We start from the raw sequence: 14,253 nt of genomic DNA, 5'->3' as shown, positions 1-14,253 counted from the left end.
ACTAATCTATGTAGAAAAATTCTCATTGCATACAAATGCAGATTTGCCGGAATCATCAGGAACTTTTTCAGGGTTTATGACCGAGAAAGTACCGGAAATGCCCCTCTGGCCGCAAAAGTGACTTAGGGCCTCTCTGGGGGCGGGCAAGAGAGGCTATATGCAATTCGCCCGTTTGGTGGGTTCAGCTACTAAAAAGGCCGTCCGTGGGCGACCTCTTCTAGCACTGACTGTTGCGGAATTATGGTATGAAGATTTAGCTAAAGAAGGACACTGTATAAACAGCCTTTTAAGCTTCAACTTACTATCTAAGAGATTGTTGAATTTCAGTTGGTACTGGAGTAGAGCTAGCAAGTCTTCTCATCTCCAGCATCAACGGATCCTTCTTCGAGGGTTTAATTTCACCATTGTCTCGTGAAACTAAATTTACTTTTAATGAATTTAACCATAGTTTAATAAATTCGAATACGTACTTACCCCTCACAGCTCTAGAATCTGTTAATTTATCGAAAAAATCAGATAGCTCAGAAAATTTACTGGAATTAATATCCACTTGATAACCTTTAATTTCCGCATCTTCTCTAATAAAAATATTTTTATATTCTATGTTTATTAATTTTGATATTTTCTCATAGAATTCTGTTTTCCCAAGAATGTTATGATTAATGAACAATGGCTTGCAGATTTTTCTTGCCGCAGCCAAAAATATAGATAAGTCGCTTTTGAAGTCATCCATCAACGTTTTTTTAAGAGTTATATGTTTTGCATCTAATCTAAACTCATCACTCATGTAATTGCTTACGGAAAATTCATTGACGATATAATTTTCAATTGAATAGCAGTTCAATGTTGTAATGCAGTGGTCGTCGTGCCTCTCTAGGTCATAATCATGGTCGACATAAAAAATGCAGCTATCAAGAATCTCTCTGTCATTTATAAGAGTTGAATGCTCATATAATGTTGTTATTTGCTTTTTGCCTTTTGCAACTATATGACAAGAATTTGCATAATGGTGATTTTTTTTTAACCATTCATCATAAACAGGAAAGTCATCGACTCCTTCGAAAACATAAATGCTATCCACAAAAGACTTGGCCATTAAAATCTCTTGCTTTAATGGGTTTTTTGATTCCTTCGATTTTATTAACTCATCAAGAAGGTCATTACTGCTCATCTAATATAGCCCTCCTGATTTTCATTGAAGTTGCTGATTTTTCCAATTCATTGTCAAATATAAATGGCGAATGAGTAATTGCAACGACTTGATTTACTTTTTTTGCTTTATCTATATCGGGAAGAATCATTTTTTGCCATTTTAATGACAGTGAAAGCTCGGGTTCATCGATCAGGATTATCTTGTTATCATCGCCTCCAAGATAAAGTATGGCCATCAATGAAATTACTTGTTTTTCGCCAGATGATAGATCATTGAGCGATATCCTAGACCCCGTAAAGTCATCATTTACAATAACTTCTAGCTTTGATGGGTCAAATCGTAACGATTTTGAATCACCAGACGAAGTTAGATACTTATTGCATATCTCTACAAATTGCTCAATTTTATACTCTTGCTCTTTTGTTTGCTGTATTACTATATTTAGTTTTGATAAGAAATAATTTAGATACCCAGTTTCCTTTACTTTATCATCATCATAAAGAGTTTTAAGTTTTCTTATTAGTGTGTTTTCTTTTTTCTTAGGCTCAAACGGTCCTTGTTGAGGGTAGGTGTGCTGAGGATTTTCAACTCGGTTTAAAAATCTTTCCAAATCTTCAATTGAAGGAAGGTCGTTATTAGCAAATTCAAAATTACTATCGCCAAGTCTAATTAAATCGTCAAGCATTTTTGCGCTTAGAGTACGATATCCCGTACTTGATAATCTTTCTATCTCCAAGGTCATTTCGCTTAGCGTTTCTTCTACATCACGTAGTCCATATGAAATCCCATCATGATGTAGTTTTTTTATGCTTGTTCTTCTAAAAGACGGTCTTTTTGCAACCATTGATCTATTTTTATCCAGGTTTTTTTCAACCCTTCTGTATGTTGGAAGATATATTACTTCATAGCCCAACATTGCCTCTTCTATAATTTTAGATTCTTCAGTAAAGTTAGAGCCGAAGTTAATTTTTACCTTTAATTTCTCAAGGGATTTCATGTAATCAGGTTCTATGAACGGTGTGTTCATGTAAATGTCATGAAGGACGTTATCGTCTCTATAGTTATAGTCTTTGCTTGTAATTATTGAATTAATTGTCGCTTCAAGCGAGTTATTTTCCCAAAATTCTGAGCTTAATGATAATTCTTCGTCAATAAAGCTCTTAATATCTTCCTTTGAGTGAGAACCTAGCTCATCTCTTTTTATTTTAACTTCTTTCGCATTTGTAAATTTTATGGTTATTTCAGTAAATTTTATCAGTTTTAGTGAGTGGAAGTCCCTCTCTAATATTGCTTTTAGCGCATTAAGAGCTGTCGTTTTCCCTGCACCATTCTCTGAAACAAAAATGGTTGTTTTGTTCTTCATCTCCAAGAGAAGATCTTTATACCCGTGCACTCCACTTATCCTAAACCATTCTATTGGATGCGCTGGCATGCTGCTTTCATGTTCAACCATACTTCCCTCTTATCGGTTGTTTGCTTATGTATTATTTATTTAATATAAATTTCTGTTATCGGCAAGAACTTTTGTTTTTTAAGTGAAAATACATTGGATATAGATTAAGTTATTGATCTGTAAGATTATATTTTTTATTGACTCAAGTTTTGTAGAAAGCGTAATCTTGCGATGGAAACGATAAAATTCGGTAAAGTGGTTCTTCGACGGTTCTGAAACTGGCAAGTTTCTGAACCATAGTAGCTCGCTTTATCGGAGCGTCGTCACCAAATCTTTCATTTCACTTTGCCGCAGTTGGATTGGCACTTCAAGAACTCTTAGCGTCTTCAATACATACTTCTTCGTTCCATGATCAAGTTACCGTTGGCTACCGCCAATGGCGTGTAGCCGTGTCTGTCAGGGTTGAACTTCAGAGAACGGTTACCTGACCAGGCGTGATATAAGAAAAAGCGGCCATAACAGCGGAAAGACCTGGCCCAAATTATAAGGTGGGAACAGGAGAGCGCACGAAGGTGCCGCCTGGTGGAAATATCTGTCATCTTTGAGTCCTATCGGGTTTCCTCCCTTCTGGTTTAAGAGCCGGAAATCGTAAGATTTCTTTGTTATTTCAATGCAAGAGGTTGTTTCCTTATGGCCATATTATGGGCTAAGGAATAACAAAGAGGCGATGCCGGATAGCTCGCTGAAATTTGAGAGCAGAGCGGCTGATGAGAAATAGAATGCAGCAGCGTGAGCAGCGGGGGAGAGATCATCAGGATAGGAATAAAGGCTGTTATCTGACAATTTTTCACCCAGAGTTCGGTTCGTCGTCGGGTTGTTATGTTTATGTGGTGGTAATATCTTAAGGCCATTATTTTGACGTCTGCTTCTTGCTCATAACTGACCTTGACGGAAATTAGTAATTGCTAGAGATACTTAAAACTGCCCTAAGCCGGTTTACGTGGAAGGATGTTATCAGACGCTGCATGCGGGTAACCAATCTGCCTCGCTGTCTTCATGAAGCGTCAGATTGGTTTATATACCGTTATTCGTTCGGCGCTTAAGCAACATGCGCTCATACTCCTTGAGCGTCTGCGGTACAGCCTGACCAAAAGCGGTCAGGCTGAGCGGATGCTGATGCCCGCGCGATTCCATAAATGACAGATACGCATGATAGAGATAGCGCTTCGGGTTGATCGGACGAATATTGGCGTTGCCAATAAACAGCCCGTTTGGCGTGCTCAGCGGCATCAGGTAGCCACAGAAATCTACCAGCGGATCGGCCTGTCGCTTTATCTCAAGCACTTCACCTGAGGATTGCTGCGCCTGCAACAGCTCGCGCGCTTCATCAGGTGACGCAAAGCGCTGCATCAGATGACGAACAATGACGGCCAGCTCGGCGCTGATTTTGTCCAGCAGCAGCGGGTCACGCTCTTTCGCCGGTATCACTTCCGGGAAGGTCAGGATTACCCGGCGACGCGAAACGCCACCGCTGCGATCGCTGAAACGCATCGGATTGTTGTTTACCGCCAAAATCACCGCCGGGATTTGAGTTGAGTACGGATCGCGATACTTGGGATCAATAGCTATCGCATCGCCGCCGGTAATCGTCTTAATGCCCGCGCCGTCGCCGCTCCATTTCTCCTGATCGGGCAGAATACTCAGCGAGAATCCGACCACGCTGGCGCGTTCGCGCGAAGATTCCAGCGTGTCGATTGTGGCGGACGTTGTGTTATCGCGGCCAGCGAGCAGCGTGGCTATCGAGGCTAATACGCTTTTTCCGCTTCCACCGAGACCAGTTACCTCAAGGAACATCTGCCAGTCGTAGCGGTTTGCCAGCACCATAAATAACGCCGCGAGGATGCGCTCCTGCTTGTCCGGCCGCCCGCGTTAACCAGCGGTAAAAGTTAGATGCGTGATCTGCGAGATTTTCACCAGGGCGCGGCGCGGAGTAGTCAGTGCTGTTTACCGTGCACAACCAGTTCTCGCGGCGGTGCGGGCTGAATGTGCCGTTGGTCGTATCAAAAACGCCGTTACGAAAACCAATTAGGCGGCGCGCTGGTTCACCCATTTGGGGCACCATCAGCTTGAGCGTGTCCAGCACTCTGCCGATACTGGCAGCGGAAAACGGTGCGCGCACCTTCTGAAACAGCGCGGCGATTTCCCGGCGCAGCGTCTTCGCCTCCTGTGGTACACAACAGAATGACCTCATCCTTTACAGACGATGAGAGACAATCATGACCACCCCGGAACAGAAACCTGCATCACTGGAACGCTTTGAGAATGCCCGAACTCAACATACCGAAAGGATGAAAGCCTATAACGGCATCTGCGCCGATATTGCCCGCTGTGAAAAAGAGCAGCAGGCAGCCATCGAGGTAGGGAAAGAAGCCGAGAGCAACTGGCGCACGAGCTTCCGCAACCTTAGAGGCAATCCAATGACGAGCTGCGCGCCGAACATTCACTGCGTCTGCTGGTCGATACCTTGCGCAAGCAGCGTCAGATATTGGTCACGCATCTGACGTGCAGCAGCTAGCGTTAGGGCAGGGTAAGCGCCTAGACTAATATTAGTACGGCTGCTACTAGCTGGCCGCTGGTAGCGAAAACGCCATAACTTCTTACCAGACATTTTGACGAGCATGAAAAGCCCGTCGCCATCGTGCAGCGTAAAGTCTTTTTCTTGAGGTTTAGCTTTGAGGATTTCATTGTTGGTGAGGGGGCGTGTCATCCGCGCCATGACTGGTTTCCGTCCATAATTGGTACACGTTTTAGGCCAGCATTCTAGCGTATACCAATAATCACCGGATTCAGGCGGATCATCTCGGAAGGTTACAGACACAAAAAAGCCCGCAGGGCTTTCACCTTGCGGGCTCTCAGGACTTTCTCGAACGACTCTGGTAATCGCCGGAAAAGAATTTTGGTGGAGCTGGCGGGAGTTGAACCCGCGTCCGAAATTACTACACCGTCGGCACTACATGCTTAGTCCAGTTTTTACATTCGCCGGTCAGCTGCGAACGGACACGCCACTGACAGACTAGCCTGATTAGATTTAACGCTTCGACCCCAGGCAGGGCGTCCACGCGATCTCTTTTGGGTTTGACTTCTCTTGATCCCCGTCTTAAGAGCGGAAGCTAGGGAGAGAAGGCTAAAAGCAGGTTATTAAGCTGCTAAAGCGTAGTTTTCGTCGTTTGCGACTATTTTTTTGCGGCTTTTTACGAGGCAAACCGCCCCTCGGCATGCTCCTAAGGCTTCACAATCCCGTCGAATCCAGAATCAGCCCCAGAACTTCAAATACTAGCAACAAAACAGCTCAAAATCCAGCGCTTAGCGCTTTGAATTCTTCATGATACGTGCTTTGTCTAATTTCCATTCACGGTCTTTGATGTCATCGCGCTTGTCGTGCTCTTTCTTACCGCGCGCAACGCCGATCTTCAGTTTGCACCAGGCGTTTTTCCAGTAAAGCGACAGCGCCACGATGGTGTAACCTTCGCGGTTTACGCGGCCATACAGGGAATCGAGTTCACGTTGTTTCAGCAGCAGCTTGCGGCTGCGGGTCGGGTCACAGACCACATGGCTGGAAGCAACGGCTAAAGGTTGAAAGGTTGAACCGAACAGGAACGCTTCGCCATCGCGCAGCAGGATATAGCTGTCGCTGATGTTGGCTTTACCGGCACGAAGTGATTTAACTTCCCATCCCTGTAACGATAATCCCGCTTCATACTCCTCTTCAATGAAGTATTCATGACGGGCGCGTTTGTTCATGGCAACAGTGGCAGAACCGGGTTTGTGTGATTTTTTCTTTGTCATAGTGCGGCGTATTTTACATCACTTAGTCGGTTATCGCATCCCCAGTCCAGCGGGGCGGCAGGAAACGGGATATTCTAGCACACCCTGCATCGGGGGCATTTTTGTTTAATCGCTGAAAATGCTATTATTCAGCGGTTTCGTGATGAACAGGAACCATTATGGCTCAGATTAGTCGTTCGGCACTGGTCCCGTTTAGTGCCGGGCAGATGTACCAACTTGTAAATGATGTGGATGCCTATCCGCAATTCCTGCCGGGTTGCACCGGAAGCCGCGTGCTGGATGCGTCAGAGAATCAGATGACCGCGTCCGTGGATGTGTCGAAAGCAGGCATCAGCAAAACGTTTACCACCCGTAATACGCTGACCGATAACCAGAGCATCCATATGCAACTGGTGGACGGTCCCTTCCGTAAGCTGACCGGCGGCTGGAAATTCGTCTCGCTGGGCGATGACGCCTGCAAAGTGGAGTTAAGCCTGGAGTTTGAATTCACCAACATGCTGGTAGAGATGGCTTTTGGACGCATCTTCAAGGAACTCGCTAACAGCATGGTGCAGGCGTTCACCCAGCGCGCTAAAGAGGTCTACAGTGCCTGACATCTCCGTTGAGGTGGTCTATGCCTTGCCTGAAAAGCAGTATCAGCTTTACGCCACCGTAGAGCAGGGCAGCACCGTAGAACAGGCGATCAGACAGTCGGGACTGCTGGAACTCCGCCGGGAAATTGACCTCAACAGTAATAAAGTGGGCGTCTACAGTCGGCCGGTAAAACTTGATGATGTCGTTAATGAAGGCGACCGCATTGAGATTTACCGTCCGCTAATCGCAGACCCTAAAGAGCTGCGTCGTCAGCGCGCAGAGCGTGCGGCGGGCACTAAAAAATAAGCCTGACTCCGTAAAATCAGCGGGCATCAGGCATAAAAAAAGGCGCTCAGTGCGCCTTTTTTACTGCCTGCTCGTAATCAGTCGTTGGTCTGCGACAGGTTCTGCTTGTTGTCGATATTGGTCAGAACGCCGTTAGCGTCGAAAGTCAGCGTCAGCGTCTGCTGTTTAACGCGCTCATGACCTGGCTCCTGACGGAAAACGTAATACCAGACGTTGCTGCCAAACGGATCTTTCATCATCGGCGTGCCGAGTGCGTAAGCCACCTGCTGCTGTGTCATACCGTTATGAATCTTGGCCACATCGTTGGCAACCAGATAGTTACCCTGGTTAATATCAGGACGATATACCACGCGCTCTAAAGTGGAACATCCTGCGGTCATCATCAACATTACCACTGCCGCGGCAGTCAGCGTTTTACAGCGCATCTATACATTCCTTTTCCGGGGCCAAACGCCTTTTACAGGCTGTTTTCTTGCCATCAAAATCTGAACTCTGCCTGCGGCAGGCTTTATTACTTTGGCGACATAAGTGCCGATGATAATAAACCTTTTCGCTATTGGGAACCTCTACAGAGCAAGCATATGACCACGTCAGGTTAAAAAAGTGCGCTGCTAGGCGGCTAAAAGTTCTTTGGCGTTGGCCAGGGTGTTACGTGTCACCTCGCTGCCACCCAGCAGACGCGCCAGTTCCTGCAAGCGTGCGCGCTTGTCCAGCGGCTGCATATGGGTTTCGGTCATGGCGCCATCAGTCTCTTTGCTGACAAAGAAGTGCTGATGACCGCAACCAGCCACCTGCGGCAGATGGGTAACGCACATCACCTGAGTCGACTCGCCCAGCTGGCGCAGCAGTTTACCCACCACGGCGGCGGTTGGGCCGCTGATCCCGACATCCACTTCATCGAAAATCATCGCTGGCGTTTCCATTTTCTTCGCGGTGATCACCTGAATCGCCAGCGCGATACGTGACAGTTCCCCCCCGGAGGCGACTTTACCCAGCGGCTGAAGCGGCTGGCCAGGGTTGGTGGTGACCTGGAAATCGACGCGACTCGCGCCATCAGCCGTCAGCTGGTCCGGGTTAAAGGTCAGCGCGATGTTGAACTGGCCGTGCGGCATAGAGAGCAGATGCATACTCTGCGTGATCAGCTGCTGCAACTCACTGGCGAAGTGGCTGCGCTGCTGATGCAGCTGCTCTGCACTGTGCAGGGCCGCCTGGTAATGTTCACCTACCAGCGATTGCAGGCTCTCCTGATCGCTTTCATGCTGCGACAGCTGTTCCGCTTCAGCCAGCAGTTGCTGATGCAGCTCCGGCAGACCTTCTGGCGAGACGTGATGTTTACGGGCTAAAGCGATCTGGCGCGAAATACGCTGCTCCAGCTCATAGAGGCGATTAGGGTCCAGATCGAGGCTGTCGCAGTAGTGACGCAGCTCGTCGCTGGCTTCACTCAGCTGAATCGACGCCTCTTCCAGCAGGTTATAAACACCGTTCAGCTTCTCATCCAGCGAAGTCAGCTCAGAGAGCATCTGACGCGCGTTGTAGAGCAGGCTGCACAGGTTATTGTCGTCGCTGTCCGCTAGCAGTTGCAGCGCCTGCTGGCTGGTCGACAGCAGCTGTCCGCTGTTAGCCAGGCGCTTGTACTCTTCGTCGATCTGTTCATATTCGCCAGGCTGCGGAGCGAAGTCGTTCAGCTCTTTCAGCTGATACTGCAACAGTTCGCGGCGGGCTTCACGCTCCTGGGCCTGCTGCTGATGCAGCGCCAGGGTCCGACAGCTCTGATGCCAGGTCTGGTAGCTGGCACGCATACGTTGCAGCAGATCGTCATGACCGGCGTAGGCATCCAGCAGATGCTTCTGATGATCCGCCTTGAGCAGTAGCTGATGAGCGTGCTGACCGTGGATCTGAATCAGCAGCTGGCCGAGATCGCGCAGCTGCGAGAGCGGCACCGCGGTGCCATTGATAAAGCCGCGGGAACGTCCGTCAGCGCTGATGACCCGGCGCAGCAGACACTCGTTTCCGTCATCCAGATGATTATCCAGCAGCCAGCGCTGGGCAGAAGGGGAGGACTTAAGCTGAAAGCGGGCGCAGAGGTCGGCCCGGCTGGCACCCTGACGCACCATGTCGGCGTCAGCACGACCGCCCAGGCATAATCCCAGGGCGTCAATCGCGATCGATTTGCCGGCACCGGTCTCACCAGTGATTGCTGTCATGCCGCGTTGGAAATCAATGTCGAGCTCACGAACGATAGCGAAATTACTGATGGTCAGTTGGGCCAGCATAGGTTCACCTGTATGAATAAACACATATGGTTTTTCATACAGTATAAACTGGAATTTTATCCAGTAAAGAGGCGACACCGCATTTCAGAACAATTTTTTTGACCAGCCCAGCTTCGAACTTAGCGTGTTGAAATAACTGTAATTCTTAGGATGGATCAGGTTGAGATGATTGCTGCTGCGGCGAATCAGCACATCCTCGCCTTCCTGAATCGGCAGCGCAATCTGGCTGTCACAGCTGATCTCCAGGTCGTTGCGGCGTGAGGAGAAGCGCAGTCGGATGGTACTGCTGCTGTTGATCACCAGCGGGCGCGCCGACAGCGTATGCGGAAACATCGGGACCAGCGCGATCGCGTCAAGCGAAGGAGTCAGTATCGGGCCGCCAGCGGAGAGCGAATAGGCGGTCGAGCCGGTGGGAGTGGAGATAATCAGTCCATCGGAGCGCTGGGAGAAGGCGAACACTTCATCAATATAGACTTCGAATTCGATCATGTGCGCCACTTTGCCGGGATGCAGCACCACCTCGTTAATGGCAGAACCAATCCGTGGCGAGCAGTCTGATTTGCACACCTGCGCCTCGAGCAGAAAGCGGCTCTCGACAAAATAGTTACCCTGGAGCACCTCATCCAGCTGCTGCTGCGCGTTATCGGGATCGAGGTCGGTCAGAAAGCCGAGATTACCGCGGTTAATGCCGATCACTTTGATGTCATAACGCGCCAGCACCCGCGCCGCGCCCAGCATATTGCCGTCACCGCCGACCACCACCGCTAAATCCGCATACTCACCAATCTCCGCCAGCGTGCCGGTCTGCACATCGTGCAGCGATAACTCCTGCGCGATTTGCTTCTCGACGATCACTTGATAACCTTTGGCTGTCAGCCAGCGCCAGAGCATCTCATGCGTGGTTAACGCGGTGGGATGGCGTGGATGACCCACAATACCAATGCAGTTAAAGTGTTTGTTCATCTGGTTGATGTTCCTTGTAAGCCAAAACGGCAAGGCAATGTGATAGGTTCCCTTGAAACCGTCAAACCGATCCCCATAATAAGCCAACCAGCGAAATGAATGTGCAAAACGCGGAGAAATTCATGAGTAGTAAAGACCAGAACACCCCAAACGAGCAAGTCTCAGACGAAATTCAGCAGGATCAGCAACAACCTCAGGACGCAGAGACAACGGCTGAGGTGGATCCGCGTGATGAGCGTATCGCTCAGCTCGAAGCTGAATTAGCACAGTCGCAAACCGGTGTGCGTGACGCCCAGCTGCGTGCGCAGGCCGAGGTTGAGAACATCCGTCGTCGTGCCGAGATGGACGTTGAGAAGGCGCATAAATTTGCGCTGGAGAAGTTTGCCAACGAACTGCTGCCGGTAATCGACAGCCTTGAGCGCGCACTTGAAATGGCGAACAAAGAAGATACTCAACTGGCACCGATGATTGAAGGGATCGAACTGACCCTGAAAGGCCTGCTGGGCGCGGTGCGTAAATTCGGCGTGGAAGTGGTTGGCGAAACGGGCGTGCCGTTCAACCCGGAAGTGCATCAGGCGATGTCGATGATGGAGTCTGAAGAGCATGAACCCAACCATGTGATGATGGTGATGCAGCGCGGCTATACTCTGAATGGACGCCTGTTGCGTCCGGCCATGGTTGCGGTCAGCAAAGCTAAAGGCTGAGTTAACGCCTGACGCTGTTACACGGCCGCGCACTGACGCGGCCGTGTGCGTTATGGCTTTACTCAGGTAATACCGGCGTCCAGTCGACAGGCGTTTTACCGGCGGCGCTCAGCAGTTCGTTGGTTTTCGAAAAGTGCTGACAGCCAAAGAAGCCGCGATGCGCCGACAGTGGCGAAGGATGCGGTGCCTGTAGTACGTGGTGACGCTGGCGATCGATAATGCTGCCTTTCTTCTGCGCATGAGAGCCCCACAGCAGAAAAATCACCCCTTCACAATGCTGATTGATCGCGGCGATGACATTATCGGTAAAGGTCTCCCAGCCAAAACGGGCGTGAGAATGGGCTTTTCCCGCTTCAACCGTCAGAACGGTGTTGAGCAGCATCACTCCCTGTTTCGCCCAGCTCTCCAGAAAGCCATGATTCGGTTTCTCAAAACCGGGAATGTCCTGCATTAACTCTTTATAGATGTTTTGCAGCGACGGCGGCACCTGAACCCCCGGCAGCACTGAAAACGCCAGGCCATGCGCCTGATGCGGCCCGTGATAGGGATCCTGACCCAGAATAACCACATTGACGTCGCCCAACTCCGTCAGCCGGAAAGCGTTGAAGACATCTTTCTGCGGCGGATAGACCGTGACGCCCGCCGCGCGCTGTTCAGCGACCTGTTTCAGCGTGTCGATAAAATAGGGTTTCTGTTTCTCTTCAGCCAGCACGTCGTGCCAGGTCAGCTTTTCCGTCATGATCAACTCCCTTAACGTTAGTGCCGTAAGCTTAGCCGTTACTGTCGCTGAGCTGAAGGCTAAAATAATTTGAAAAATAAAAATAAAGTTGAAAGCGGAGGCTGTTTGAGATCAAGGTCTTAGCGTTAAAGTGGATTGAGTGGCCGGTTAAAATTGACTCAGGTCAAAGTGGTTATGATGAGAGAGTGGTATACCGGAGCCTCAAATTTGATGTATTCACCTATTATTCGGGAGACGCAATCATGATCACGGGAATCCAGATCACACAATCCAACAACTCAAAATTACTGAACTCTTTCTGGCTGCTGGATGAAGAGAAAGCCGAAGCGCGTTGCCTGTGCGCCAAAGCGGGCTACGAAGAAGATCAGGTCGTCGCCACCAGCGAACTGGGCGAATTTACTTACCGCGAAGTGCCGCTTGAAATGAAACCACAGGTGCGTGTTGAAGGCGGACAGCATCTGAACGTCAACGTTCTGCGTCGTGAAACCCTGGAAGACGCGGTGAAACACCCGGAAAACTATCCGCAGCTGACCATCCGCGTATCAGGCTATGCAGTGCGTTTCAATTCACTGACCCCTGAACAGCAGCGCGATGTCATTACCCGTACCTTTACCGAAAGTCTCTGATTGATTTAAGTTAGCCAGCGCTGAAAATAAACGCAAAGCGCACACAGCAATCTTTATTATAAATATGAAAGAGATAAAACGTTAATCTGCTGACAGTCGGTTGCCATCATCGCGAAGATCGCGCTCTGACCGCTAAAACTGACCGGAACGGCTATTACTGCTTATCAGATAAAAAAAATCGCCTCATAAGAGGCGATTTTTTTGTTCATGCGATGTTTTATTCCGCACTCTCTTTGGTGGCCACGGTGCCGCTAGCCTTGCGGCGTTTGCCGACATTCTTAGCATCACGATGGCGTTTTTTCACCCGCGGTTTTTCCGTTTCGCTTGCTTTCTTCTCGGCACGCTTCGCCAGCGCCTTTTTCGACGGTTTGCCGGTGGTCTTCGCACTCGGCGCTCGTGTCTGCGGACGCAGTTCATCAATCACCCGCGCCTTGATCGGCTCGTTGACATAGCGGGTAATCTTGCCCAGCAGCACATAGTCATGCGCTTCAACCAGCGAGATAGCGATACCTTTGCGGCCCGCGCGGCCGGTACGTCCGATGCGGTGCAGATAAGTATCCGCGGTGCGCGTCATATCGAAGTTAAAGACATGGCTGACATCTTCGACATCGATGCCACGCGCAGCAATATCGGTGGCGACCAGCACGTTAACCCGTCCCTCACTCAGACGCTTGATCGCTTCGTTACGCTTGGCCTGCACCATTTCGCCTTCAAGGTAGCTGCTACGAATCCCCGCTTCGTGCAGCCAGCTTACCAGCTCATGCAGACGTTCACGCTTGCGCACAAAGACGATGCTGCGCGTCACATCTGGCTGTTTCAGCAGATGGATCAGTAATTTGGTTTTATGTTCCAGGTCGTCAGCACGGTAATACCACTGCTGGATCTTTTTGCGCTCGCGACGGCTGGGATCGGCTTCCAGCTCCACCGGGTCGTTCAGCAGACGCTCAGCGAAATCTCTGATGTTGTCGCCTTCCAGCGTGGCGGAGAAGAGCAGCGTCTGTTTGCGCCAGCGCGTTTCAGCGGCGATGGTCTCAATGTCCTGAGCAAAGCCCATGTCCAGCATGCGGTCGGCTTCATCCAGCACCAGGGTTTCCACGGCGCGACAGTCAAAGTTCTCTTCTTTGATGTATTGCAGCAGACGGCCGGTGGTCGCGACCACAATATCCTGGTTTTCGCTGAACACTTCGGCATGGTTCATATAGGCCACGCCGCCGGTGATCGTGGCAATATCCAGATGGGTATGTTTCGCCAGTTCACGCGCCTGGTCGGCCACCTGCATCGCCAGTTCGCGGGTCGGGGTCACAATCAGGATACGCGGCGGGCCCGATTTCTTGCGGGGGAAGTCAAGCAGATGCTGTAACGCCGGCAGCAGATAGGCGGCGGTTTTCCCGGTCCCGGTAGGTGCCGAACCCAGAACGTCGCGGCCCTCCAGCGCGGGCGGAATTGCAGCAGCCTGGATCACTGTTGGGCGCGTAAAGCCTTTTTCCTGCAACGCTTGTAGCAGGCTTTCGTCGAGTTCGAGTTCGGAAAATGTGGTTACTGTCATGGTCTACCTCAGTTTGGGGCGCTGATTATAGACAGATCAGACTGAATCTTCATCTGTTAATCCGTTTCCGCTGCGTCTGGCGTTCGCTGCTGCGTGAATTCCCCTGGCGGCCACGTTACACTTATGCGCTG

General features: G+C 49.9%; 12 protein-coding genes, 1 other RNA gene and 2 pseudogenes. 4 read left to right on the top strand and 11 right to left on the bottom strand.

The genetic code is table 11. From position 1 onward, the window contains the following. Positions 1–301 precede the first annotated feature (301 nt). The 6 genes and pseudogenes from ACCW71_RS13795 to smpB form a co-directional block, all read right to left on the bottom strand. Positions 302–1,171 (bottom strand): DUF4435 domain-containing protein, encoded by an 870-nt coding sequence (locus ACCW71_RS13795; protein WP_436372220.1) that lies wholly within the window; start codon positions 1,169–1,171, stop codon positions 302–304. Further along, positions 1,161–2,606 carry an AAA family ATPase gene (locus tag ACCW71_RS13790; RefSeq protein WP_436372218.1) on the bottom strand — a complete coding sequence of 482 codons (1,446 nt, stop codon included), beginning with the start codon at positions 2,604–2,606 and terminating at the stop codon, positions 1,161–1,163. Before ACCW71_RS13790 ends, ACCW71_RS13795 begins: the two co-directional genes overlap by 11 nt. 1,014 nt (positions 2,607–3,620) lie before the next feature. Then, positions 3,621–4,764 (bottom strand): annotated as a pseudogene (locus ACCW71_RS13785) (DNA primase family protein); the annotation flags it as partial. Positions 4,765–5,049: 285 nt separating this feature from the next. Continuing rightward, positions 5,050–5,322, bottom strand: a pseudogene (locus tag ACCW71_RS13780) (integrase arm-type DNA-binding domain-containing protein); the annotation flags it as partial. A 181-nt stretch (positions 5,323–5,503) separates the two neighbouring features. Then, positions 5,504–5,866, bottom strand: a transfer-messenger RNA (tmRNA) gene (gene ssrA / locus ACCW71_RS13775). A gap of 43 nt (positions 5,867–5,909) precedes the next feature. After that, on the bottom strand, positions 5,910–6,392 hold the full coding sequence (gene smpB, locus ACCW71_RS13770) for an SsrA-binding protein SmpB (protein ID WP_436372216.1): 483 nt from the start codon (positions 6,390–6,392) through the stop codon (positions 5,910–5,912). Positions 6,393–6,550: 158 nt separating this feature from the next. On the opposite strand from smpB, the gene ACCW71_RS13765 reads away from it, so the two are divergent. Next, positions 6,551–6,985 carry a type II toxin-antitoxin system RatA family toxin gene (locus ACCW71_RS13765; RefSeq protein WP_436372214.1) on the top strand — a complete coding sequence of 145 codons (435 nt, stop codon included), beginning with the start codon at positions 6,551–6,553 and terminating at the stop codon, positions 6,983–6,985. Beyond that, positions 6,978–7,271 carry an RnfH family protein gene (locus ACCW71_RS13760; RefSeq protein ID WP_436372213.1) on the top strand — a complete coding sequence of 98 codons (294 nt, stop codon included), beginning with the start codon at positions 6,978–6,980 and terminating at the stop codon, positions 7,269–7,271. The genes ACCW71_RS13765 and ACCW71_RS13760 overlap by 8 nt, the downstream gene beginning before the upstream one ends. A 77-nt stretch (positions 7,272–7,348) precedes the next feature. Here the strand turns inward: ACCW71_RS13760 and bamE are convergent, their stop codons facing one another. From bamE to nadK, 3 genes are all read right to left on the bottom strand, one after another. Next, positions 7,349–7,696 carry an outer membrane protein assembly factor BamE gene (gene bamE / locus ACCW71_RS13755; protein WP_436372211.1) on the bottom strand — a complete coding sequence of 116 codons (348 nt, stop codon included), beginning with the start codon at positions 7,694–7,696 and terminating at the stop codon, positions 7,349–7,351. 186 nt (positions 7,697–7,882) lie between these two features. Next, complete coding sequence (recN, locus tag ACCW71_RS13750) at positions 7,883–9,544, bottom strand: DNA repair protein RecN (protein WP_436372210.1); 1,662 nt, start codon at positions 9,542–9,544, stop codon at positions 7,883–7,885. A gap of 84 nt (positions 9,545–9,628) precedes the next feature. After that, positions 9,629–10,507 (bottom strand): NAD(+) kinase, encoded by an 879-nt coding sequence (gene nadK, locus ACCW71_RS13745; protein ID WP_436372208.1) that lies wholly within the window; start codon positions 10,505–10,507, stop codon positions 9,629–9,631. Positions 10,508–10,629: 122 nt separating this feature from the next. Here nadK and grpE point away from each other — a divergent pair, with 122 nt between their 5' ends. Continuing rightward, the gene (gene grpE, locus ACCW71_RS13740; RefSeq protein WP_436372206.1) at positions 10,630–11,211 is read left to right on the top strand and encodes a nucleotide exchange factor GrpE; all 582 of its coding nucleotides are present in this window, start codon (positions 10,630–10,632) and stop codon (positions 11,209–11,211) included. Between the two features lie 58 nt (positions 11,212–11,269). Here grpE and ung read toward each other — a convergent pair whose 3' ends face one another. After that, complete coding sequence (ung, locus tag ACCW71_RS13735) at positions 11,270–11,950, bottom strand: uracil-DNA glycosylase (protein WP_436372204.1); 681 nt, start codon at positions 11,948–11,950, stop codon at positions 11,270–11,272. A gap of 242 nt (positions 11,951–12,192) precedes the next feature. Between ung and grcA the strand changes: the two genes are divergently transcribed. Continuing rightward, on the top strand, positions 12,193–12,576 hold the full coding sequence (gene grcA, locus ACCW71_RS13730; RefSeq protein WP_436372202.1) for an autonomous glycyl radical cofactor GrcA: 384 nt from the start codon (positions 12,193–12,195) through the stop codon (positions 12,574–12,576). 217 nt (positions 12,577–12,793) lie between these two features. Here grcA and srmB read toward each other — a convergent pair whose 3' ends face one another. Further along, positions 12,794–14,122 (bottom strand): ATP-dependent RNA helicase SrmB, encoded by a 1,329-nt coding sequence (gene srmB, locus ACCW71_RS13725; RefSeq protein WP_436372200.1) that lies wholly within the window; start codon positions 14,120–14,122, stop codon positions 12,794–12,796. Between the last annotated feature and the right edge of the window lie 131 nt (positions 14,123–14,253).

Source organism: Pantoea sp. C2G6, assembly GCF_051336815.1.
Classification (GTDB): Bacteria; Pseudomonadota; Gammaproteobacteria; order Enterobacterales; family Enterobacteriaceae; genus Pantoea.
The sequence above is the reverse complement of the archived record's forward strand: the minus strand, read 5'-3'. Positions and strand labels throughout refer to the sequence as shown.

Coding starts and splice junctions, on each gene's coding strand:
- srmB (WP_436372200.1), bottom strand. CDS start 14,122: ATGACAGTAACCACATTTTCCGAACTCGAACTCGACGAAAGCCTGCTA.
- ACCW71_RS13790 (WP_436372218.1), bottom strand. CDS start 2,606: ATGGTTGAACATGAAAGCAGCATGCCAGCGCATCCAATAGAATGGTTT.
- recN (WP_436372210.1), bottom strand. CDS start 9,544: ATGCTGGCCCAACTGACCATCAGTAATTTCGCTATCGTTCGTGAGCTC.
- ung (WP_436372204.1), bottom strand. CDS start 11,950: ATGACGGAAAAGCTGACCTGGCACGACGTGCTGGCTGAAGAGAAACAG.
- grpE (WP_436372206.1), top strand. CDS start 10,630: ATGAGTAGTAAAGACCAGAACACCCCAAACGAGCAAGTCTCAGACGAA.
- nadK (WP_436372208.1), bottom strand. CDS start 10,507: ATGAACAAACACTTTAACTGCATTGGTATTGTGGGTCATCCACGCCAT.
- bamE (WP_436372211.1), bottom strand. CDS start 7,696: ATGCGCTGTAAAACGCTGACTGCCGCGGCAGTGGTAATGTTGATGATG.
- ACCW71_RS13765 (WP_436372214.1), top strand. CDS start 6,551: ATGGCTCAGATTAGTCGTTCGGCACTGGTCCCGTTTAGTGCCGGGCAG.
- ACCW71_RS13795 (WP_436372220.1), bottom strand. CDS start 1,171: ATGAGCAGTAATGACCTTCTTGATGAGTTAATAAAATCGAAGGAATCA.
- smpB (WP_436372216.1), bottom strand. CDS start 6,392: ATGACAAAGAAAAAATCACACAAACCCGGTTCTGCCACTGTTGCCATG.
- grcA (WP_436372202.1), top strand. CDS start 12,193: ATGATCACGGGAATCCAGATCACACAATCCAACAACTCAAAATTACTG.